23 protein-coding genes and 1 tRNA gene are annotated in these 21,531 nt (G+C 64.6%); 10 read left to right on the top strand and 14 right to left on the bottom strand.

The genetic code is table 11. The features are described 5' to 3' along the window. Positions 1 to 4: 4 nt before the first annotated feature. The 3 genes from KW836_RS22135 to KW836_RS22125 form a co-directional block, all read right to left on the bottom strand. A complete protein-coding gene (locus tag KW836_RS22135) occupies positions 5 to 310 on the bottom strand; it encodes a hypothetical protein (protein WP_218344760.1) in 306 nt (101 codons plus the stop codon). Between the two features lie 95 nt (positions 311 to 405). Next, positions 406 to 792 carry a RidA family protein gene (locus KW836_RS22130; protein WP_175123417.1) on the bottom strand — a complete coding sequence of 129 codons (387 nt, stop codon included), beginning with the start codon at positions 790 to 792 and terminating at the stop codon, positions 406 to 408. 25 nt (positions 793 to 817) lie between these two features. Beyond that, positions 818 to 1,975, bottom strand: coding sequence for a DSD1 family PLP-dependent enzyme (locus KW836_RS22125; protein WP_218344759.1), 1,158 nt, complete (start codon positions 1,973 to 1,975; stop codon positions 818 to 820). A gap of 121 nt (positions 1,976 to 2,096) precedes the next feature. Between KW836_RS22125 and KW836_RS22120 the strand changes: the two genes are divergently transcribed. Further along, on the top strand, positions 2,097 to 3,011 hold the full coding sequence (locus KW836_RS22120) for a LysR family transcriptional regulator (RefSeq protein WP_218344758.1): 915 nt from the start codon (positions 2,097 to 2,099) through the stop codon (positions 3,009 to 3,011). 33 nt (positions 3,012 to 3,044) lie between these two features. Here the strand turns inward: KW836_RS22120 and KW836_RS22115 are convergent, their stop codons facing one another. Next, on the bottom strand, positions 3,045 to 3,443 hold the full coding sequence (locus KW836_RS22115; RefSeq protein ID WP_175183816.1) for a RidA family protein: 399 nt from the start codon (positions 3,441 to 3,443) through the stop codon (positions 3,045 to 3,047). Positions 3,444 to 3,594: 151 nt separating this feature from the next. On the opposite strand from KW836_RS22115, the gene KW836_RS22110 reads away from it, so the two are divergent. Beyond that, positions 3,595 to 3,909 (top strand): hypothetical protein, encoded by a 315-nt coding sequence (locus tag KW836_RS22110; protein ID WP_255596062.1) that lies wholly within the window; start codon positions 3,595 to 3,597, stop codon positions 3,907 to 3,909. 10 nt (positions 3,910 to 3,919) lie between these two features. Here KW836_RS22110 and KW836_RS22105 read toward each other — a convergent pair whose 3' ends face one another. Together KW836_RS22105 and KW836_RS22100 are read right to left on the bottom strand one after the other, a co-directional pair. Then, positions 3,920 to 4,177 (bottom strand): hypothetical protein, encoded by a 258-nt coding sequence (locus KW836_RS22105; protein WP_175123422.1) that lies wholly within the window; start codon positions 4,175 to 4,177, stop codon positions 3,920 to 3,922. 196 nt (positions 4,178 to 4,373) lie between these two features. After that, positions 4,374 to 6,023, bottom strand: a complete 1,650-nt coding sequence (locus tag KW836_RS22100) for an intermembrane transport protein PqiB (RefSeq protein WP_218344757.1) — start codon at positions 6,021 to 6,023, stop codon at positions 4,374 to 4,376. 161 nt (positions 6,024 to 6,184) lie between these two features. Between KW836_RS22100 and KW836_RS22095 the strand changes: the two genes are divergently transcribed. Continuing rightward, on the top strand, positions 6,185 to 6,670 hold the full coding sequence (locus tag KW836_RS22095) for a GNAT family N-acetyltransferase (RefSeq protein ID WP_175123424.1): 486 nt from the start codon (positions 6,185 to 6,187) through the stop codon (positions 6,668 to 6,670). A 14-nt stretch (positions 6,671 to 6,684) separates the two neighbouring features. On the opposite strand, the gene KW836_RS22090 is transcribed toward KW836_RS22095, so the two are convergent. The 3 genes from KW836_RS22090 to aqpZ all read right to left on the bottom strand — a co-directional run bounded on the left by KW836_RS22090 (position 6,685) and on the right by aqpZ (position 8,769). Further along, positions 6,685 to 6,993 (bottom strand): DUF3892 domain-containing protein, encoded by a 309-nt coding sequence (locus KW836_RS22090; protein ID WP_175123425.1) that lies wholly within the window; start codon positions 6,991 to 6,993, stop codon positions 6,685 to 6,687. Between the two features lie 68 nt (positions 6,994 to 7,061). Then, entirely contained in the window at positions 7,062 to 7,919 is an 858-nt protein-coding gene (gene kdsA, locus KW836_RS22085) for a 3-deoxy-8-phosphooctulonate synthase (protein WP_175123426.1), read from the bottom strand. Between the two features lie 136 nt (positions 7,920 to 8,055). After that, on the bottom strand, positions 8,056 to 8,769 hold the full coding sequence (gene aqpZ, locus KW836_RS22080; protein WP_175123427.1) for an aquaporin Z: 714 nt from the start codon (positions 8,767 to 8,769) through the stop codon (positions 8,056 to 8,058). Between the two features lie 262 nt (positions 8,770 to 9,031). On the opposite strand from aqpZ, the gene KW836_RS22075 reads away from it, so the two are divergent. After that, on the top strand, positions 9,032 to 9,571 hold the full coding sequence (locus KW836_RS22075; RefSeq protein ID WP_218344756.1) for a hypothetical protein: 540 nt from the start codon (positions 9,032 to 9,034) through the stop codon (positions 9,569 to 9,571). Between the two features lie 20 nt (positions 9,572 to 9,591). On the opposite strand, the gene KW836_RS22070 is transcribed toward KW836_RS22075, so the two are convergent. Both KW836_RS22070 and KW836_RS22065 read right to left on the bottom strand, forming a co-directional pair. Continuing rightward, entirely contained in the window at positions 9,592 to 10,695 is a 1,104-nt protein-coding gene (locus tag KW836_RS22070; RefSeq protein ID WP_255596059.1) for a diguanylate phosphodiesterase, read from the bottom strand. Between the two features lie 493 nt (positions 10,696 to 11,188). Beyond that, a tRNA-Leu gene (locus KW836_RS22065) sits at positions 11,189 to 11,275 on the bottom strand. A gap of 47 nt (positions 11,276 to 11,322) precedes the next feature. On the opposite strand from KW836_RS22065, the gene dapC reads away from it, so the two are divergent. The 5 genes from dapC to KW836_RS22040 all read left to right on the top strand — a co-directional run bounded on the left by dapC (position 11,323) and on the right by KW836_RS22040 (position 17,436). Further along, complete coding sequence (gene dapC / locus KW836_RS22060) at positions 11,323 to 12,519, top strand: succinyldiaminopimelate transaminase (protein ID WP_218344755.1); 1,197 nt, start codon at positions 11,323 to 11,325, stop codon at positions 12,517 to 12,519. Positions 12,520 to 12,543: 24 nt separating this feature from the next. After that, positions 12,544 to 13,365 carry a 2,3,4,5-tetrahydropyridine-2,6-dicarboxylate N-succinyltransferase gene (gene dapD / locus KW836_RS22055; RefSeq protein ID WP_175123430.1) on the top strand — a complete coding sequence of 274 codons (822 nt, stop codon included), beginning with the start codon at positions 12,544 to 12,546 and terminating at the stop codon, positions 13,363 to 13,365. Next, positions 13,365 to 14,504: a succinyl-diaminopimelate desuccinylase gene (dapE, locus tag KW836_RS22050; protein ID WP_218344754.1), complete on the top strand. Its 1,140-nt coding sequence runs from the start codon at positions 13,365 to 13,367 to the stop codon at positions 14,502 to 14,504. The genes dapD and dapE overlap by 1 nt, the downstream gene beginning before the upstream one ends. 95 nt (positions 14,505 to 14,599) lie before the next feature. Beyond that, positions 14,600 to 15,505, top strand: a complete 906-nt coding sequence (gene prmB, locus KW836_RS22045) for a 50S ribosomal protein L3 N(5)-glutamine methyltransferase (protein ID WP_218344753.1) — start codon at positions 14,600 to 14,602, stop codon at positions 15,503 to 15,505. Beyond that, positions 15,502 to 17,436: an ATP-binding cassette domain-containing protein gene (locus KW836_RS22040; RefSeq protein ID WP_218344752.1), complete on the top strand. Its 1,935-nt coding sequence runs from the start codon at positions 15,502 to 15,504 to the stop codon at positions 17,434 to 17,436. The genes prmB and KW836_RS22040 overlap by 4 nt, the downstream gene beginning before the upstream one ends. Before the next feature lie 91 nt (positions 17,437 to 17,527). On the opposite strand, the gene KW836_RS22035 is transcribed toward KW836_RS22040, so the two are convergent. From KW836_RS22035 to KW836_RS22025, 3 genes are read right to left on the bottom strand one after another with little or no spacing between them, the layout of a single operon-like run. Next, entirely contained in the window at positions 17,528 to 17,833 is a 306-nt protein-coding gene (locus tag KW836_RS22035) for a chorismate mutase (RefSeq protein WP_175123434.1), read from the bottom strand. A 6-nt stretch (positions 17,834 to 17,839) separates the two neighbouring features. Beyond that, positions 17,840 to 20,134, bottom strand: a complete 2,295-nt coding sequence (locus KW836_RS22030; RefSeq protein ID WP_175123435.1) for a UvrD-helicase domain-containing protein — start codon at positions 20,132 to 20,134, stop codon at positions 17,840 to 17,842. Next, positions 20,131 to 21,267 (bottom strand): fatty acid desaturase, encoded by a 1,137-nt coding sequence (locus KW836_RS22025; protein WP_370633069.1) that lies wholly within the window; start codon positions 21,265 to 21,267, stop codon positions 20,131 to 20,133. Before KW836_RS22025 ends, KW836_RS22030 begins: the two co-directional genes overlap by 4 nt. On the opposite strand from KW836_RS22025, the gene KW836_RS28185 reads away from it, so the two are divergent. After that, positions 21,187 to 21,363 (top strand): hypothetical protein, encoded by a 177-nt coding sequence (locus tag KW836_RS28185; RefSeq protein WP_370633070.1) that lies wholly within the window; start codon positions 21,187 to 21,189, stop codon positions 21,361 to 21,363. The genes KW836_RS22025 and KW836_RS28185 overlap by 81 nt on opposite strands. Positions 21,364 to 21,531: the final 168 nt, after the last annotated feature.

The following is a 21,531-nucleotide window of genomic DNA, read 5'->3' as shown; positions in this document are numbered from 1 at the left end:
CGCGTCATTGGCGCAACGATTGAGGCATTTGCTGTTGTTGACGGTGTAGCCGGATACGCCGCGTCAGCAGCGCCGCCGCGGTGCCGATCACCAGACTGAACATGAAGGCGGCGATGGACAGCATCGCCGCCAGTTCATCGAACCCGCCCTGGCGCGCCAGCAGCAGCACCACCGCGAAGATTGCCGCCGCCCACCCCAGCAAGCCGATCACCAGTTGCTTGACGGACTGCAGGCGGCCGCACAAGGCGCCGCCGGCAAGTGCGGCGGCCACCATGGCAGCCATGGACCAGAACAGATACTCGTAGTGCATGTGGACGGTCTCCGCCAAGGGCATTGAGGCGCTCGCATTATAGGCGTCGCCTGTTTGCCGGCCTCTCGCGTCTGTCCTTGCCCCTCAGAACCCGGTCAGCCCACCGCCACGACACTGATTTCCACCAGCGCGCCGTAATGGAGTTCGCGCGTGGGCACGATGGCGCGCGCGGGGCGGTGGCTGCCAAAGCACGCTTCGTACACCGCGTTGACCTCATCCCACAGACTGACGTCCGGGATGTAAACGGTGACGTTGACCACGGACGATAACGACGAGCCTGCGGCTTCGAGAATGGCCCGCACGCTGCGCAGCGCTTCCCTGGTCTGGCCGGCCGCGTCCGCCGCCAGCACGGGGCGCACTCCGGGTCCGGCCGGCGGCAAAAAACCCAGCTGCCCCGATACGAAGACGAAGCCGTTGGCGCGAACCGCCTGGGAATAATGCCCGGCCGGCGGCGTGGCATCGGGCGTTTGAATGAAGTCCATGCCGAAATCCTTTTTGATGCGCGGCTCACCAGCCACGGAAGCGTTCCCAGCGTGCCACCACGCCCGGCTCGCCGGGGCGCACGACCTCGTAGGCGTCGTGCTGCGCGCACGTCGCGCAGGCGTGATTCGGGACAATGCGCAGTTTGGCGCCGATGGGCAGGTCCGGCAGGACCGCGTTGCTGCCAGGGCGCACCTTGATGATCCCCTGCTCCTGGTTGGTTTCGGCCAGCAGCACGTCCGGATAGACCTTGCCGTCCACATCGCACACCAGCCCGTACAACTGATCCACCGGCTGCTTGGCGGTGCCACGATCCCGCGACATGGCCATCCATCCCGCGTCGACCAGAATCCAGCCCTTCTCGGGCTGATGGCCGATGACGGTGGTCAGCACCGTCGCAGCGATGTCGTCCACGCTGCACACGCCCAACCCGGCCATGACCAAGTCGAAGAAGACGTACACGCCGGCGCGGACTTCCGTCACGCCATCCAGATTGCGCGCAAAATGCGCGGTGGGCGTGGAGCCGACGCTGACGACCGGGCACGGCAGGCCCGCGCCGCGGATCGCCTTTGCGCAGCTCAGGGCGGCCCAGCGTTCCTGTTCGGCCATGTCCGCAATCGCCTCGACGCTGCGGCAGCCATAGGATTCGCCCGCGTGCGTCATGACGCCGCGCAGGCACGCGCCGTCTTCGTGCAACACGCGCGCGATTGCCAGCAGTTGGTCCGTGTCCTTGGGCTGCACGCCGGCACGGTGGCCGTCGCAATCGATCTCGATGAGCGCCGGGATCGGATCGCCGGCAGCCTTGGCACGCGCCGACACCGCGCGCGCGGCCTCGATGCTGTCGACGACAACGGTCAGGTCGACGCCGCGCTTTCGCAAGGCCAGCACGCGGTCGAGCTTCGACGGCGACACGCCCACCGCATACAGCAGATCCGTGACGCCAGCGGCGGCGAACTGTTCTGCCTCCTGCAAGGTCGAGACGGCGGCTGGCCCTTGCGGCGTCGCCATCAGCCGGCGGGCGACCTCGATGGACTTGGGCGTTTTCAGATGGGGACGCAGCCCGACGCCGTGGCCGGCCATCAGGGCGTTCAGCCGCGCGATATTGCGCATCATGCGCGTTTCATCGAGCAGCAGACAGGGCGTTTCCAGGGCATCCAGCGTGGTTGCGACGGTTTCGAGGGTCATGGCAATCTCTTTGCGAGTGAGCGGCAGGCAGGACGGGCCTGCGGGAATCAGCACGCAGTATGGCGCGGAAGGCGCTTACCTTGTTTAATGCCAACTTAATATCCCATTAAGCCAAAACTGAATGATTGCCACTGACGACCTGCGCTTTTTCCTGAGCCTTTCGACGGCCGGCTCGCTTGCGCAAGCCTCGCGCGCGCTGGACGTCACACCACCCGCGATCACCCAGCGCCTGAACGCGCTGGAAAAGCGGCTGGGCGTACGGCTGGTCAATCGGTCGGCCCGAGGCATCGCGCTGACCGAAGAAGGCCGTCTATTGGCCATGCGGGCCGCGCAGATCTGCAATGACCTGACCTTGCTGGCCGACGAACTGGCAGGACGCCGCGGCGTCGTGGCGGGACATCTGCGGGTGGTTGCACCGTTGGGGTTCGGCCAACGTTACATCGCCGGATTGGTCGCGGATTTCCGGTCGCGCAGCGAAGACGTCACGGCCAGTCTGACATTGTCGGACGGCCCTCCCCGGCTGGCGTCGGATAACTGGGACGTGATGATTCATATCGGCGAGTTGCGCGACTCCACGCTGGTCGCCTACCCGCTGGCGCCCAACCGGCGCATCCTGTGCGCATCGCCCGCCTACCTGGCGCGCCGTGGCTCGCCGACCACGCCGGAGGACCTGCGCAACCACGACTGCATCGCCTTGCGCGAAAACGACGAGGACGTGACGCTGTGGCGGTTCAGGCGCGCCCGCGGCGCGGGGGTCGCCGTGCGCATTGCGCCCGTCATGTCGTGCAATGCCGGCGCGACGGCGTTGGATTGGGCGCGGGCCGGACACGGCATCATTGCGCGGTCGGAATGGGACGTGACCGCGCACCTGCGCACGGGTGAACTCGTGCCATTGCTGGCAGGCTGGAATCTGCCGGACGCGAATGTCGTGGCGTTGGTGAAGTCGCGGCAGGAGTTGTCCGCGCGCACGGCGGGATTTCTGGCGTCCCTGCGCGCAGCTTTTGCCCAGCCGCCATGGCGCGAGGCGTCAGCCTAGCAGGCGCGCAGATGGAAAGCCGCAACCCGCTGCTCAGTCGAGCATCGCTTCCGCTTCGATCTCGATCAACCATTCCGGCAGCGACAGCCCGCTGACGATGATCCAGGAAGACGGCGGCGGATCGACCTTGAAGCGGTCCCGCAACGCCTGCGCCACGACTTCCTGTTCGGTGCTCACCGAATCGCAGATGTAGATGCGCAGCATGATGACCTGCGACAGGTTGCCGCCGGCCGCCGCCAGCACGCGCTCGATGTTGTCCAGCGCGGCCTCGGTTTGCACCTGAAGCCCGGGACCGACCGTCTTCTCGTTGGCGTCTACGCCGACCTGGCCGGACAGCAGCATACGGCGCTGCCCGGTCACGATAACCGCCTGACTGAATCCATACTGCACAGAATTGAATACCGTGTCGGGATTGACGACGATTCGGGACATGTGGATCTCCTGGGCAAGACGGCGCTGGGCGGCCGGCCATTCTATCAACCGGTCATACGTCAGGACACGGGCGCTGCGCTGAATCGACCAAACGCGGTATGGATGCGCGGCACGGCGTTTGCTACGCTGGCTCATCTGTTCAGCCAGGGTGATGGCCATGAGCGAGAAGATTCGAGTGCTGTGCATTCAACCCGCTTCTGCATCCGCGCGTTTCGCGTTCTTGTTGATCGCGCTGAAGTGGTCGATGGGCGCAACCCCCCGGCCGTCGCGGCTGCAGATCGGACCGCATGACCTGGCGCCCGAAGGCTCGGAAGGCGCGTTTTGGCAGTTTGCGCTTCGTCACGCCTTTTCAAGTCAATCCATTCTGGTCACCCGAGGCGACCACTGGGATGTGGCGGCATCGGTGGACGGCGACGAGGTCCGCGCGTTTGGCAGGACCTTTGCGTTGAGGCAGTGCCTTTTTTGAAGCGCGCCTTTCAGGCGTCTGCAGGCGCCTTGCGGTGATAGGCAGCCAGTTCCTCGGCCGTCCAGCGCTGGCGCGCCTCGTCCTGACAGCAGGTCCGATACACCAGCGCGCCCACGTCCAGAAAGCGCTTCACATCGGCTTCCGTGAGCTTTCCCTGCACCTGCATAAGGCAGTCCGCAAGGGTTGAAAGCACGCCGTCCCACCCGTCGAATCTGCCCGGCGACACCGGCAACGTAATCATGCGCGCCATCATTTCACTATGGTCCATGCTGAGTCTCCGCTCTGACGGGGAACCGCTCGGTCCGCAACCCACCGGCGCCCCGGCGTCATACAGCAAGTGGCGTTCCCGATAGAGACCGGTGTCAGACACCAAGGGTGGCCGCCCACACTTTGATGCGGCAGGTGGTCCGCGGGTATCGGACACCTGCGGGCCAGGAAACACGATGCAAGGCTGCTTACGCAGATTACCGGGCCGTCGACCGGCCCGTCACCGGATCCGGCGCGCGCCCCCGCAGCAGTGACCCCGGGTGAGCCTGCAGGTAGTCTGCCAACTCCCGTAGCGACCTCGCCGTGCGCGCCAGTTCCTGCAGCAATGCGCTCGTGTTGACGGGCAGGCCGGCATCGGGGCTGAGCAGCCCACCGACGGCGGCGAGCGACCGGCTTGCCTGGCGCAACGTCGCGGTCGCCTCGGGCGCAAGCTGTGTGTCCAGCCGCTTCACCAGCTTGGACGTGCCCTGCAGCAGGTTATTGAGTTCAGCGCCCAGACCTTCAAAGGGAATCCTGTCCAGCTTGGTCAGGATGCTGTTGATCTGCAGCTGCAACTGGTCCAGATTGTTCGGCACCGTGGGAATGAAAGGCGCCTCCTCCATCTTGAACGTCACGGGCTCGGCGTCCGGGAAGACCGCAAAGGCGACATACAACTGGCCTGTCAGGAGATTGCCGATGCGCAATTGCGCCCGTAATCCCTGGTCGATCAAGGCCGCCATCAGCTTGCCGCTGGGATGCGTGACCGTAGAGCCCGAAAACTCCTTGATTTCTTCAAACGTTTTGGCGCCCAGCCGTTCCGGATAGAGGGTGGCATCCACCAGGGCATAGAACTGCTGCGTGGTGCGATCGAGTTCCAGTCCGATGGCATCCACCTGTCCGACCGACGCGCCAAACGCGTCAATGGGCGCGCCCACGGACAGTCCGCGCACCGATTGGTCGAACCGCATGCGGATGCGCAGCGGCGTGCCGTCCGGCTGCGCGCGCGCCGCAGTCTCTGAGGGATAGATGACGAACGCGGCGTCCGGTTTGGCTGCGGTGTGTAAACGGGTCTCGACCGAGTCGAAGGCGACGCCGCCCACAATCACCGACACCAACGACTGAGACCGCACTTGCAGCCCGCCTGCGTCCACCGAGAAGTCCACCCCGCTGGCGTTCCAGAAACGCGTGCCTTCATTGACGAAGGCGTCGTTGGGCGCATCGACAAACACCTGGATATCGACGCCCTGGCCCGTGGCATCCAGGCGATAGCTCACCACCTGCCCTACCGCGATGCGCCGGAAATAGACGGGCGATCCGATGTCCAGCGAACCGAGGTCCTGGCCCTTGAGGGTGAAGCGCTTGCCCGGCCTGTCCTGCGTCACCTCGGGCGGGATTTCCAGACCGACGAAAGCGAACTTGGTCGCCTTGCGCGGATCGCTGTCGCCATTACGGCCGGCGGGATCCAGGCCGATGTAGGCGCCGGACAGCAACGTGTTCAGGCCCGAAACGCCACTGAGCGTCAGGCGCGGCCGCACCACCCAGAACACGGTGCCCTCCTGCAGGAGCCCAGCCGCGTCCTTGTTGAGCTGCACCGTCGCAATCACGCCGGTCCGGTCCTCGTTGAGCGCCACGCGCTGGACGGTGCCGACGTTGACTTCCTTGTAGCGCACCTGTGTCTTGCCGGCCTCCAGCCCTTCCGCCGTCTGGAAGCTGATCGTGGCCTCGGGCCCTGCGTCCATCCAGACCTTCAGCACCAGCAGCAGGCCACCCAGCGCCGCAACAATAGGCACCAGCCAGATCCAGGAAAACCGCCGTCTGCGGCCAGCGGGCGGCGGCTTGTGTGCGACAGCAGGAGCAGTCTCGGGCATTGAAGGCATCCTTCGTGAGCACGCGTCTGGACTCTGGGTGCAATCCCGATAAAGCGTCGCGCCGGGCGGTCCGCCGCGCAACAAGGGTATTCCCCACGTTCCGGCCTGCCCGCTGCGCCAATAGCGAGTAGGATAGCCATCCCAACAAACAGGAAAGATCCGTGAATATCGAAATTCGTCCTGCCGCACCGTCGGACGCGGCCCAGATCCATGCCTTCATTACCGAACTGGCCGTCTATGAACGCGCTGCGCACGAGGTGATCGCCAGCGCCGACGACGTCGAACGCACCTTGTTTGCCGAAGGCGCCCCCGCCCGGGCGTTGATGTGCCTGCTGGACGGCAAGGCCATTGGCTACGCCGTCTATTTCTACAGCTACTCCACCTGGCTCGGAAAAAACGGCATCTATCTCGAGGACCTGTACGTCACGCCCGAGCACCGTGGAATCGGCGCGGGACGCGACCTGCTGCGCCATCTGGCACGCGAGGCCGTGGCGAACGGCTGCGGACGGCTCGAGTGGAGTGTGCTGGACTGGAATCAGCCCGCCATCGACTTCTATCAATCCATCGGCGCGCTGCCGCAGGATGAGTGGGTGCGCTATCGGATGGCCGGCGACGCGTTGGTCAACTTTGCCGAGGGCCGCCGCTAGGGCAGCCGCACCGGTTAGAACTCCGGCAGGTCGAACAGCGTGTGCAAGGTGGAACTGGGCACCGGCACCGATGCAAGGTGTTCGCGCCCGCCGGCGTCCACCAGCACACGCACCGCGCGCGAAGCGACGGTGAGGCCGTCGACACTGATCGCGGTCTCGACCTCGGCGCCTTCCTTGATGAGTTCAATGACTTCGGCGGCTGCGGCCGTCGTGGGCTCCGAGATCCAGCCGGGAACGCCACGCACGGCCTGCCCCCAGCGCACGTAGGCGATATGGCCACTTCCGGCCTCTTTGCGCACGGCGACGATCACATACAAAGACATCCAGGCCTCCCTAATGTTTGGCCTGGATCGTATAACAGCTTGGCGGCCGTGTGATGACCGCAAGCGCGTCAGGGTTCGATGTCGATCGGCGCAAAGGACTTCACCAGGTCGTCGAGCTGCTTGAGTTGCGTCAGGAAGGGCTCGAGCTTGTCCAGCGGCAACGCGCTGGGGCCATCGCATTTAGCGTTCTTGGGATCGGGGTGGGCTTCCAGGAAAAGGCCCGCCAGCCCGACCGCCATGCCGGCGCGCGCCAGGTCTGCGACCTGTTCACGACGACCGCCGGATGCCGCGTCCAGCGACGAACGCTGCTGCAGCGCGTGGGTGACGTCGAAGATCAGCGGGCGGTTGCCGGACACCTTTTTCATGACGCCGAAACCCAGCATGTCGACGACCAGATTGTCGTAGCCAAAGCTGGTGCCGCGATCACACAGAATCAGCTTGTCGTTGCCGGCCTCGGTGAACTTCTCGACGATGTTCAGCATCTGCGCGGGGCTGAGGAACTGCGGCTTCTTGATGTTGACCACGCGCTGCGTCTTGGCAAGCGCGACGACCAGATCGGTCTGGCGCGCCAGAAAGGCCGGCAGTTGCAGGATATCGGCAACTTCGGCCACCGGCGCCGCCTGCCACGGTTCGTGGACGTCGGTGATGACCGGCACGCCGAATTCCTTTTTCACGGCTTCGAAGATCTTCATGCCTTCTTCGAGGCCAGGGCCGCGGTACGAATGGATGGACGAGCGATTGGCCTTGTCGAACGACGCCTTGAATACGTAGGGAATGCCCAGTTTGCGGGTGACGCGTTGGTATTCCTCGCACGCGCGCAGCGCCAGATCCTTGGATTCCAGCACATTGATGCCGCCGAACAGCACGAAGGGCCGGTCGTTCGCGCAGGCGATCGAAGGGGAGATAACGACTTCTGGGGCGGTCATGATGGGCGATCCTGTAAAGGTGAAGCAGGTGATAGTGCGTAATGTACAACCTGCTTCCTCGCGCCATCATCTGACCGGCCCCATTTTCAGCTCACAGGGGCTCTGAAGTGATCCCTCGCGCCGCGTTTCCGCCCTGTCAGGCGCGTTCGATCGCCGGGTCGCTGACCAGCCGGTAGGCCACCGCGCCGATGACCGCGCCGACGATAGGCGCCAGCCAGAACAGCCACAACTGTTCCAACGCCCAGCCACCCACGAACAGCGCCGGTCCGGTCGAGCGTGCCGGGTTCACCGATGTGTTGGTGACCGGGATGCTGATGAGGTGAATGAGGGTCAGCGCAAAGCCGATGGGAATGGCCGCAAAGCCGGCCGGCGCCCGCCTGCTGGTGGCGCCGAGAATCACGAAGATAAAGCCGGCCGTCAGCACCACTTCGGTCACCATCGCGGCCAGCAGCGTGTACTTGCCCGGTGAATAGGCGCCATAGCCATTGGCGGCGAAGTGGCTGGCCCTCAGGTCGAAACCCAGCTTGCCGTTGGCGATGCAGGCCAGGACCGCCGCAGCGGCGATGGCGCCCAGGACCTGAACGATGACGTACGGCAGGATTTCTCGGGCGGGGAAGCGTCCGCCGGCCACCAGGCCGACTGTGACAGCAGGATTGAAGTGCCCGCCAGATATGTGGCCCACAGCGAAGACCATCGTCAGGACGGTCAGGCCGAACGCCAGCGCAACGCCCGCGAATCCGATGCCCAGTTGGGGAAAACCGGCGGCAAGCACGGCCGCGCCGCAACCGCCCAGCACCAGCCAGAAGGTGCCGAAGAACTCTGCGCCGCAACGCTTGGGTAGTGAATACATGTCCATCCCTCAGTAACGAAAGCCCTAAGGTATCGGCAAGCGCGCGAGGCAATATTCAAGAATCGAAAATCTTGACGATTCTTGTACGCCGGCGCGTCAGGCGTGACGCTGCTCGACAACATAGCCGGGGCGCACGCCGCTTGGGATCGTTCGGATGGCGGATGGGACTGCATTCGCTGGCTGGGTTGGCGGGCGCGATTTCGTTGGCGGAAACAAACAGCGGATGCTAATTTCAGCGGGACGCCTTCGCCGGAGGATCACCGTGAAACTGCTGCTCGCCTTTGTTCCCTTCATCACCTTTGCGCTGTTGGAGCACCGGGTCGGCACCCACGCCGCGCTCGTGGCCGCCACGGCCGTTTCCGCCCTGCTGGTCATCCGGGACCGGTTCATTCTTCACGTTTCGCCCAAGACACTCGAGGTCGGATCGCTGATCCTGTTCGGGGCGCTTGCCTTCGCGACCCGCTTCCCGGCGTTCAGTCCGTCGCTGTTGAGCGTTCGGCTGCTGGTGGACGCGGGGCTGCTGGCCATCGTGCTGGGTTCGATCTTTGCCGGCCGTCCCTTCACGCTTCAGTACGCAATGGAACGGGTGTCGCCCGAGGTGGCCGCCCGCCCGGCGTTCCGGCGCACCGCGGAACGGATCGCGTGGGCTTGGGCAGGCGCGTTCCTCGTCATCGTGCTGACGGATCTGGCGATGATGTACGTGCCGGCTTTCACCACCACCGTGGGCACGGTGGTCATCCTGGCGGCGCTTGGCGCAGCGGCCTGGTTCACGGCGTGGTTGCCCAAAGCGGGCAGGCGGTAAAGTGCGCTGTCTGAGCCGAATCAGTCCAGCCGGACGCGTTCAGGCCACTGCACTTCAGGAACGGCATTGAGCGCTGGTTTGGCAAACAGATAGCCCTGGAACCGTTCGATTCCAGCAGCCTGCAACCAGCACCACTCCTCGATCCGCTCCACGCCTTCGGCGACGGGCGTGATGCCCATTGCGCTGCACGTGCGGGCAATGCCGCAGACGATTGCCTGGCGCGGTCCGTCCTGATGAATGTTCTGAATGAGCTGCCGGTCGATCTTGAGCTTGTCCGGCTGAAACTCGGCCAGCAGCGACAGGCCCGCATAGCCAGCCCCGAAATCATCGATCGCAACGCCGATGCCGGCGCGGCGCAGCCGTTCGATCGCATCCCTGAAGGCGCGCGGCCGCTCGATCGCTTCCTGTTCGGTGATTTCGACGATCACATGCTGTGGCAACAGCGCGCACGCCGCAATCTGATCCACCAGGCGGTCGACCGCGGCCGGATCTTCAATCAGTGACATGGGCAACAGATTGACCGACAGCTTTACATCGGTCAGGCCCAGCCGCCGCGCCAGCTCAAATGCCGAGGCCTTGGATTCCAGATCCACGCGATAACGGTCCGCAGGATTCAGGCTGGCGAACAACTGTTCCGGCGATCCGCCCGATTGACCGCGGATCAGGAATTCAAGGGAGGTTATCTCACGCCGCAGGGGATCGACGATGGGTTGCAGCGCAAAGGGATATGGCCGCGCAGGCGCTGCGGGATCTTCATGCGCCAACCGAACACCGCTGGCCGCAAACCGCCAGTTGGCCGCGTCGTCGCCTTCGACGATATGGTCCGTGCCATGCGCATCGGCATACCAGCCAAGAATCTTCACCACCCGGTCGTCACCGCCCGGCCAGCGCCCCGGCTTTTTCATCTTGGCCAGAATGCGCGCAGAAACCTGTTGGGGATCGAGCGCTCGCAGGTCAAGCAGCGCCATCGCATCCCCCCCAAACCGGCGGGTAGGCCCGTGATCCTGCATGAGCAGCACGACGTTCTTGTGGGCATCGTCGCGCCGGATGGCATCGAATATCAGGTTGACCGCCTCGTCGGGGCCTTCCAGCAACTGGACGAAATGAACGCCGTCAAAGAGCAATATGCCGGTCACCTACAGGGCGGCGTTGCGAGCTCGGGCGGGCGTCAGCAGGTCGGTCAGATCCTGCGCGTTCATCGAAGTGACAGCACGGCTGCGGTATATCAGTGTCGATAGCATGGCGTGCTCTATGCAAACGGGTCGGACGGGGAAGGCTCGCGGCAAGGCTAATGTTCAAGCGAGCAGGCGTGATCTGTGGGGAATCTGTTCGATCGGGCCGTCACTGCGGCACGTCGATGGATCGGCGGTCAACGCGGCGCATGAATCGCTGCCGACGGACTGCGTGGATGGGGCCACGGCTTAATGGCGCCACTGGGCGCCACCCTCGCCTAGGAATTCCAGAGTGGGTCTGGACGAACCGGCCTGAAAAGCTCAGGGAAACCGGCGGGTAACCGGACACTTTCCACGAACTGAAGCGGGTTTGGCCTGACCGGTCCAATCATTCAGGAAATGATAGGTGTAAAACCTAAATCATTGAAATCATGGGGGGATTTGGTGGTGCGAAGGAGGGGACTCGAACCCCTACACCTGTTACGGCGTCAGGACCTAAACCTGGTGCGTCTACCAATTTCGCCACCTTCGCAATAGGCCAAGCCCGCTATTGTAGCTTGCTTGTTAAAATCTTGCGTCATGAATCCGCGCCTCGATGCCCTACACCCCTACCCGTTCGAAAAATTGCGGGCTTTGCTGGCCTCCGCCAGCTCGCAACCGGACGGTATTGCGCCCATCAACCTGTCGATCGGCGAGCCCAAACACGCCGCGCCGGAGCGCGTCGCGCAAGCCATCCGCGACAGCATGGCCGGGCTGTCGGTCTACCCCTCCACGAAGGGCGATCCGGCATTGCGCCGGGCGATTTCCGAATGGCTGGCGCGCCGCTACAGCATCCCGGCGCCTGATGCCGACACGCAGGTGCTGCCGGCACTCGGATCGCGCGAGGCGCTGTTTGCATTCACCCAAACCGTGATCGATCCGTCGGCGGGTTCGGTGGTGATCTGCCCCAATCCGTTCTATCAGATCTACGAAGGCGCCACGCTGCTGGCGGGCGCAACGCCCTACTTCGTCAACGCCGATCCGGTGCGCAATTTCGGCAGCGACTGGAACCAGGTGCCGGACGACGTCTGGAAGAAGACGCGCCTGGTGTTCGTGTGTTCGCCGGGCAATCCCGCGGGCAACGTGATGTCGCTGGAAGAATGGAAAACCCTGTTCGAATTGTCCGACCGCTACGGCTTCGTGATTGCGTCGGACGAGTGTTATTCCGAGATCTACCTGGACGAAGGCGATCCCCCGCTGGGCGGTTTGCAGGCGGCCCGCCGTCTGGGCCGGGACGACTACCGCAATCTGGTGGCGTTTTCCAGCCTGTCCAAGCGCTCCAACGTGCCGGGCCTGCGCTCCGGGTTCGTGGCCGGCGATGCCGCGCTGATCGGCCGTTTTCTGCTGTATCGCACGTATCATGGCAGTGCGATGAGCCCGATCGTGTCCGCGGCCAGTATTGCCGCGTGGACGGACGAGACCCACGTGAAGGAAAACCGGCGCCAGTACCGCGAGAAATTCGATGCGGTCGTGCCCATCCTGCAGAAGGTGCTGGATGTGTCACGGCCGCAAGCTTCGTTTTATCTGTGGGCGGCAACGCCCGGTTCGGATACGGCGTTCGTGCGCGACCTCTATGGCCGCACCGGTGTTACCGTGCTGCCGGGCAGTTTCCTGGCACGCGAGGCCCATGGCTTCAATCCGGGCCAGGGACGCATCCGCATCGCCCTGGTGGCGCCTTTGGCCGACTGCGTGCAGGCGGCCGAGCGCATCGCCCATTTTGTACATACCTCTGTTTGACCAACCTTTAAAAGCTGAGCCGATATGACTCTCGACCTGCAGACCACCATTGAACAAGCCTGGGAAAACCGGACCAACCTGTCGCCCGTCGACGCCAGCGCCGAAGTGCGCGAAGCCGTCGAGCACACCATCGACGGTCTGGATCTGGGCCGCCTGCGCGTGGCCGAGAAGATCAATGACGACTGGGTCGTGCACCAGTGGATCAAAAAGGCCGTGCTGCTGTCGTTCCGTCTGAACGAGAACGCCATCATGGGCCAGGCGCCCCTGCAGTTCTACGACAAGGTGCCGCTCAAGTTTTCGGAATTCGGCGACAACGCGTTCAAGCAAGGCGGCTACCGCGTGGTGCCGCCGGCCGTCGCCCGCCGCGGCTCGTTCATTGGTCGCAACGTGGTGCTGATGCCCTCGTACGTGAACATCGGCGCCTACGTTGACGAAGGCACCATGGTCGACACGTGGGCCACCGTCGGTTCGTGCGCCCAGATCGGCAAGAACGTCCACCTGTCGGGCGGCGTCGGCATCGGCGGCGTGCTCGAGCCCCTGCAGGCCAACCCCACCATCATCGAAGACAACTGCTTCATCGGCGCGCGCTCCGAAGTCGTGGAAGGCGTCGTGGTCGAAGAGAACTCGGTGCTGGCCATGGGCGTGTTCCTGTCGCAAAGCACCAAGATCTACGACCGCGCCACCGGCAAGATCACGTACGGCCGCGTGCCGTCCGGCTCGGTCGTGGTGCCCGGTTCGCTGCCGTCGGCTGACGGTTCGCATAGCCTGGCCTGCGCCGTGATCGTCAAGCGTGTCGATGCGCAGACCCGCGCCAAGACCAGCATCAACGATCTGCTGAGGGCTTGATGAGCAATTCGGCCGTACTGGATCTGGTCAAGGACCTGATCGCCCGTCCCTCGGTGACGCCCGCGGACGAAGACTGCCAGGCGGCGCTTGCCGCCCGGCTCGAACGCATCGGCTTCACCTGCGAGACCATCGCGCAGGGCGGCGTGACCAATCTGTGGGCCCGGCGCGGCAGCACCGCCCCGCTGACGGTCTTTGCCGGCCACACCGACGTGGTGCCCCCGGGCCCGCGCGAAAAGTGGAACAGCGATCCCTTCGTTCCCACCGAACGCGACGGCTGGCTGTATGGCCGCGGCGCGGCCGACATGAAAAGCTCGATCGCCGCCTTTGTGGTGGCGGCCGAGGAGTTCGTGGCGGCCCATCCGGACCATGGCGGTTCGATCGCGCTGCTGATCACGTCCGACGAGGAAGGCCCGTCCATCGATGGCACCGCCATCGTCTGCGACGCTTTGAAAGCGCGCGGCGAGCAGCTGGATTACTGCATCGTCGGCGAGCCCACGTCGGGCGACGTGCTGGGCGACACCTGCAAGAACGGCCGCCGCGGCTCGTTGTCGGGCAAGCTCACGGTCAAGGGCATCCAGGGCCACGTGGCCTACCCGCATCTGGCGCGCAACCCCGTGCACCAGCTTGCGCCCGCGCTGGCCGACATCGTGAACATCGAATGGGACCAGGGCAATGAATACTTCCCGCCCACGACGTTCCAGGTGTCGAACCTGAACTCCGGTACGGGCGCCACGAACGTGGTGCCGGGCGAGGCTGTGGCGTTGTTCAACTTCCGCTTCTCGACCGCCAGCACGCCGGAAAGCCTGAAGCAGCGGGTTCATGCCGTGCTGGACAAGCATGGCCTGGAATACGACCTGGAGTGGGAACTGGGCGGCGAGCCGTTCCTGACCCCGCGCGGATCGTTGACGGATGCACTGGTCAAGGCGATCCATGCCGAAACCGGCGTGACCGCCGAGCTGTCGACCACGGGCGGCACGTCGGATGGCCGCTTCATCGCCAAGATCTGCCCGCAGGTCATCGAGTTCGGCCCCGGCAACGCCACGATCCACAAGGTGAATGAGCGCATCGAGGTCGCCTCGCTGGAACCGCTCAAGAACATCTATCGGCGCACGCTGGAAAACCTGCTGTTGCCCGCATGATGCACGCGCCGGCGGGATTCAAGTCCCGCCGCGCGATCTTTTTAGCCCCCCTCCCGGGGGCGTTTTTCCGTTTTCCCCCTGGGGCGGTGAATTGAATGCCTGATACGAACGCAACCTCCCGCGAAGAACTGCAGACCGTGCGCGACCTGATCCGCTACGGCGTGTCGCGCCTGAATGGCGCCCAGGTCTCGCTGGGACACGGCAGCGACAATGCCTGGGACGAGGCGGTCTACCTGACACTGCACGCGCTGCACCTGCCGCTGGACACGCTGGATCCGTTCCTGGATGCCCGGGTGGTGCGCGAAGAGCGCGAGCGCGTGCTAGACCTGCTGGACCGCCGCGTGACCGAGCGCGTGCCCGCCGCCTACCTGACCAACGAAGCGTGGCTTCGCGGTCATCGGTTCTACGTCGACAAGCGGGTCATCGTGCCGCGCTCGCCGATCGCCGAGCTGCTGGACCAGGGGCTGTCGCCGTGGGTGCAGGATGCGCTGGCGGTGGAGAACGTGCTGGACATGTGCACCGGCTCGGGCTGCCTGGCGATCCTGTCGGCGCTGGCCTTTCCCTACGCGCACGTGGACGCCGTGGATGTTTCCGCCGACGCGCTGGAAGTCGCCCGCCGCAACGTCGACGACTACGGGCTTTCCGATCGCCTGGACCTGCACGCCAGCAATCTCTTCGACAACCTGCCCGCGCGCGAATACGACGTGATCGTCTGCAATCCGCCCTACGTGAACAGCGGTTCGATGCGCGCCCTGCCCCAGGAGTATTTGCACGAACCGCAACTGGCGCTGGCCGGCGGCGACGACGGCATGGACCTCGTGCGCCGCATCCTGGACGCCGCGCCACGCTACCTGTCGGAAAACGGCGTGCTGGTGCTGGAAATCGGCCACGAGCGCGATTTCTTCGAGGCCGCCTTCCCGCAGCTTTCGCCCATCTGGCTGGACACCGAGGAAGCCTCGGACCAGCTCCTGCTGCTTACCCGCGAGCAACTGAGCCTGTGATACGCGCCTCTGGATTGACCCTGCGCCGCGGCACGAAAGTGCTGCTGGACGGCGCCGAATTCGTTGTAAACCCCGGTGAACGGGTCGGCATCGTAGGCAAGAACGGCGCGGGCAAGTCCTCGCTGTTCGCGCTGCTGACCGGCGCGCTGGACCTGGACGCCGGCACCTTGTCGCTGCCCGCCGGCTGGCGCATCGCCAGCGTCGAGCAGGAACTTCACGCCGACGACCGCCCTGCCCGCGAGTTCGTCATCGACGGCGACACGCACCTGCGCGCGTTGCAGGCGCAGCGCGCGACGCTGTCCGACGACCAGGGCACGCAGATCGCGGAAGTGGAAGCCGCGCTGGTGGAAGCCGGCGCCTGGAGCGCCGCCGCGCGCGCCGAGCAACTGCTGGCCGGCCTGGGCTTCAAGCCTGCCGAATGGACGCAGCCCGTCGAGAGCTTTTCCGGCGGCTGGCGCATGCGTCTAGCGCTGGCCCGCGCGCTGATGGCTCCGTCCGAATTGCTGCTGCTGGACGAGCCCACCAACCACTTGGACCTGGACGCCATGTTGTGGCTGGAGAAGTGGCTCGGCGCCTACGAAGGCACCGTCATGCTGATCTCCCATGACACCGAATTCCTGGATGCCGTCGCGCGGTCCATTCTGCATTTCGACCATGCCAAGCTGACGCGGTATCGCGGCGGTTATGGCGACTTCCTGACGCAACGCGCCGAGCGCCTGCGTCAATCCAACATTGCCTATGAGCGCCAGACGCGCGAGACGGCCCGGCTGCAAGGCTTCATCGACCGCTTCAAGGCCAAGGCCTCCAAGGCCAAGCAGGCGCAGAGCCGCGTGAAGGCGCTGGCGCGCATGCAGGTGCTGGCGCCGCTGCAGGCCGAAGCGGGCATCGACATCCGCATTCCGTCACCGGAACAGGTGCCCGATCCGCTGATGACGCTGGAACACCTGTCCGCAGGCTACACGGACGCCGAAGGCAACGCCGTGCCCATCCTGCGCGACGTGACGCTGATGGTGCGCGCCGGCAGCCGCGTGGGCGTGTTGGGCGCCAACGGGGCCGGCAAGAGCACGCTGATCAAGACCCTGGCCGAAGAGATCCCCGTGCAGGCGGGCGAGCGCCGCGCCTCGCGTGGCCTGGCTATCGGGTATTTCCACCAGCACCAGCTGGACATGCTGGACGTGGACAGCACGCCGATCGCGCACCTGGCCCGCCTGGCGCCCGAGGCGCGCGAGCAGGAGCTGCGCAATTACCTTGGGGGGTTCGGGTTTTCGGGCGACACGGTCACCAGCAAGGTCGGCCCGATGTCGGGCGGCGAAAAGGCGCGGCTGGCGCTGTCGCTGATCGTCTGGCAAAAGCCCAACCTGCTGCTGCTGGACGAACCCAGCAACCACTTGGACGTGGAGACGCGCGAGGCCCTGGCCACCGCGCTGGCGGACTTCGGCGGCAGCATGCTGCTGGTGTCGCACGACCGGCACCTCTTGCGGACTACGGTGGACAGCTTCTGGATCGTGGCGGACGGTGCGGTGCGCGAGTTCGACGGCGACCTTGAGGACTACCGCGACTGGCTGGCCGCGCGCAACGCGGACGAGCGGGCCGAGGCGCGTGAAAACGCTGAAAGCGGCGGCGAGCCTGTCGTGGATCGCAAGGCGCAACGCCGCGCCGAGGCCGAACAGCGGCAACGCCTGTCTGCACTGCGCAAGCCGCTGGAGTCCAAGCTGGCCAAGGTCGAAACCGAGATGGAAAAGCTGCGCGGCAAATTGGCCGCCCTGGATGCGGTGATCGCCGATCCGGACCTGTATTCCGACGCGCGTCGCGCTGAACGCCAGAAGGTCATGGCGGAACATGGCGAACACGGCAAGCGGATGGGGGAACTGGAAGAGCAGTGGCTTGAGCTGCAAGGCTCGCTGGAAGAGATAGACCAGAGCGAAGCCTGATCCAAATGAAATCGGCCCCAATCCGGGGCCGATTTCTTTGGGTTTGAGCGTGCTGCGCGCTTGCGTGGGAAGCGCTGGCGCGCGCCTGCGGTTACGAGTACGGACGCTCGCGCAAGCGGGTATGGTTGTCGATTACCGTGTCGATGACTTCGCGCAGGATGGTTTCAGCCAGATCGGGCGGAACGCCCGCTTCCAGCGCCAAACGGCGGATGCGTTCGACCTGCTGGGCTTCGCGCTTGGGATCGACGAGGTCCATGCCGTGGTTGGTCTTGAGTTCGCCGATCATGTCGGTGCAACGGAATCGCACGCCAAGCAGCAACATGATCTGCTGATCGATCTCGTCGACTTCGGCGCGCAGGGCCGCCAGCTCGGCTTTGGGGGAATCGTTGGTAGCCATATGTAGTCAACCCTGAACAATGTCGAGCTTGGCGATGCCCAGCGCCAACGTTTTGGCGCCTACGTCGCGGAAGTGGATTTCCGCCTGTGCGTCCTGACCCGCGCCGCTCAGACCGATGATGGTGCCGTCGCCGAAACGCGCGTGACGGACGCCCTGACCCACACGATACTGCTTGTCGCCCACCGTGACGCCGGTTGCGACGCCACGGGGTTGACGCGGCGCAATGGTGTTGGTTGGCTTGCGGCCGAAGGCATCGCCCCGGTTGCCGCCACCCCAGCCCGCGCCCGTGGCGCTGATGGGCGCCAGTCCGGCCTTGGGCGTCAGCCACTTCAGATGCTGCTCGGGAATTTCGTCCAGGAAGCGCGAGCGCATCGCATAGCGCGTCTGGCCATGCAGCATCCGGCTTTGCGCCAGGCTGATGTACAGGCGCTGGCGCGCGCGGGTGATCGCCACGTACATCAGGCGGCGTTCTTCTTCGAGGCCGGCGGGCTCGAGGATGCTGTTCTCGTGCGGGAACAGTCCTTCCTCCAGGCCGGTGATGAAGACGGCGTCGAACTCCAGGCCCTTCGCAGCATGCACCGTCATGAGCTGGACGGCGTCCTGGCCTTGCTGGGCCTGGTTGTCGCCGGCCTCGAGCGCCGCATGTGACAGGAACGCGGCCAGCGGCGTCAGGTTGTCTCCCGCAACCGCCGGCGCGTCCACCACGCCCGGCATGAGCGTCGACGACGTGTCGTGGTCGGGCACCACGCCGGCGGGCATGCCGTCGTAGTTTTCCTCGGACGCGAACACGGCCGCGGCCGTGATCAGTTCGTTCAGGTTCTCCAGCCGCTCGGCGCCTTCGCGCTCGGCCTTGTAGTGCGCATTCAGGCCACTGGCTTCGAGCATGTGCTCGACCATTTCGGGCAGCGGCAGCTCGCGCGTTTCTTCGATCAGGCGATGAATCAGTTGCGCAAACTGCGCCAGATTCGAACCGCCCTTGCCGCCGACCAGCGCCACCGCGCCATACAGGCTGGTGTCATGCTGCCGGGCGGCGTCGGCCAACTGCTCGAGCGTGCGCGCCCCGATGCCGCGCGTCGGGAAGTTGACCACCCGCATCCACGACGTGTCGTCGTGCGGATTGGCCATCAGGCGCAGGTAGGCGAGCGCGTGCTTGATTTCCTGGCGTTCAAAGAAGCGCAGGCCGCCGTAGACCTTGTACGGAATGCCGGCGGAAAAGATGGCGTGTTCGATGACGCGCGACTGCGCGTTGCTGCGATACAGCACCGCGATTTCGCGGCGGTCGCTGCCTTCGTGGATGAGCGAACGGATTTCGTCCACGATCCACTGCGCTTCCATGCCATCGGACGGCTGTTCGATGACGCGGACCGGCTCGCCTTCGCCCTGGTCGGTCCAGAGATTCTTGCCCAGGCGGCCCGAGTTGTGACCGATGAGCGCGTTGGCCGAATCCAGGATGTGACCGTAGGACCGGTAGTTCTGCTCCAGGCGGATGACGGTGCCATGCGCGTAGTCGCGCTCGAAGTCGGCCATGTTGCCGACGTTCGCGCCGCGGAACGCGTAGATGGACTGGTCGTCGTCGCCCACGGCAAAAATGGCCGCGCCGCCGCCGGCCAACAGGCGCAGCCACTTGTACTGCAGCGTGTTGGTGTCCTGGAACTCGTCGACCAGGATGTGCCGGAAACGGCGTTGATAATGTTCGCGTACGGGCGCGTTGCGCGACAGCAATTCGTAGGCGCGCAGCAGCAATTCGGCGAAGTCGACCACGCCTTCGCGCTGGCACTGGGCTTCGTAGAGCTGGTAGATCTCGATCAGGCGGCGGCGATGGGCGTCGTAGGCTTCGACGTCCGGCGGACGCAGGCCCTCTTCCTTGGCGCCGTTGATGAAGCGCTGCACATCGCGGGGCGGGTATTTTTCGTCGTCGACGCCGTTGGCCTTCATTAGGCGCTTGATGGCCGCAAGCTGGTCCGTGACGTCGAGGATCTGAAAGCTCTGGGGCAGACCGGCGTCGCGATGATGCGCGCGCAGCATGCGGTTGCACAGGCCGTGGAACGTGCCGATCCAGAGGCCGCGCGTATCGATCGGCAGGATCGCCGACATGCGCGCCAGCATCTCGCGGGCGGCCTTGTTGGTGAACGTAACCGCCAGCAGCCCAAAAGGCGAAGCCTGGCCGGTTTGAATCAGCCAGGCCATGCGGGTGGTGAGCACCCGGGTCTTCCCGCTGCCCGCCCCGGCCAAGACCAGGGCGTGCTGCGGTTCTAACGTTACTGCGGCGCGTTGTTCAGGATTTAGCTTCTCTAGCATCATGCCGCGTAGCGGCGCAGATGTTGAGCGAACTGCTCAAGCCCAGCGATGCCGCTTTGCTGGGCGCGCTGGCACCAGGCCTGCAGGTCGTGAAGAAGCTGTTCGCTGCTGGCGCTGGAGCTTTCCCAGATGCGGCCGAGTTCGCGGCGCATCTGCACCAGCGTCGACAGCGACTTGTTCTGGGCGATGGCCTTGTCCACGGCAGCCAGTTGCTCGGGCTGCAGGATATCTTCGTTGCGATGGATGGCGCGACGCACGCTGTGCAGCTTGGTGTAGCCGCATTCGGCGTTGCCTTCCTGGCGCGAAGCCTTCAGCTTGGCAAGTTCTTCGCGGGCGGCGCTCTTGATCACGTCCGCATAGCGGGCCATGACTTCGTAGCGGTGCGTGATCACGCCTTGCAGCGTGCGCAGGTCGATGCCCGTGCGGGAGTCGTCCAGCTTGAGCTTGGGCGCAACCTTCTTGATCTTGGCCAGGCCAAAGAACTTCAGGATGTTGATGTAGCACCAGCCGATGTCGAACTCGTACCACTTGGCCGAAAACTTGGCCGACGTGCCGTGGGCGTGGTGGTTGTTGTGCAGCTCTTCGCCGCCGATCACGATGCCCCACGGGAACACGTTGGTGCTGGTGTCCGGGCTGTTGTAGTTGCGGTAGCCCCAGAAATGGCCGATGCCGTTGACGACGCCGGCGGCCCAGAAGGGAATCCAGGCCATCTGGACAGCCCAGACCGTGACGCCGATCGCGCCGAACAGGGCGACGTCGATGGCGAGCATGGTCAGCACGCCCCACAGGCTGTGCTTGCTGTAGACGTTGCGCTCGAGCCAGTCGTCAGGCGTGCCGTGGCCGAACTTGGCCATGGTTTCCTTGTTGTTCGATTCTTCGCGGTACAGCTCGGCGCCGCGGAACAGAACCTTCCAGATGCCGAACAGCATGGGCGAGTGCGGGTCACCTTCCTTTTCGCATTTGGCGTGATGCTTGCGGTGAATAGCCACCCATTCCTTGGTGACCATACCGGTCGTCATCCAGAGCCAGAAGCGGAAGAAGTGCATGACAGCCGGATGGAGATCCAGACCGCGGTGCGCTTGGCTGCGATGGAGAAAAACCGTGACCGCAACAATCGTGATGTGCGTCACGACCAAAGTGAAAACGACGATCTGCCACCAAGTCGCTTGGGTCAGGCCGCCGGCAATGAAGGAGAGGATGTAATCCATAAAGCTGTTATGAGCCTCGCATGAGAAGGTGGCTGAAAGTTTAGCGTACCTTAGCCGTCTGATGACAATCTAGTTTCAAAATAGTTATTGAGAGAAATCAAGGACTAAGGCGCGGTTTTGAGCCAAAAAGCCGCCCTGCGAGCGCTTTGAGCGCGCGCAGAGGCTTTACTTGTGCAGTTGCGGCGGCTTTGC

Source organism: Achromobacter sp. ACM05, from assembly GCF_019218915.1.
GTDB classification, from domain to species: domain Bacteria; phylum Pseudomonadota; class Gammaproteobacteria; order Burkholderiales; family Burkholderiaceae_B; genus Achromobacter; species Achromobacter animicus.
Note: the sequence above shows the minus strand (reverse complement) of the source record. Positions and strands in the feature narration are given on the sequence as shown.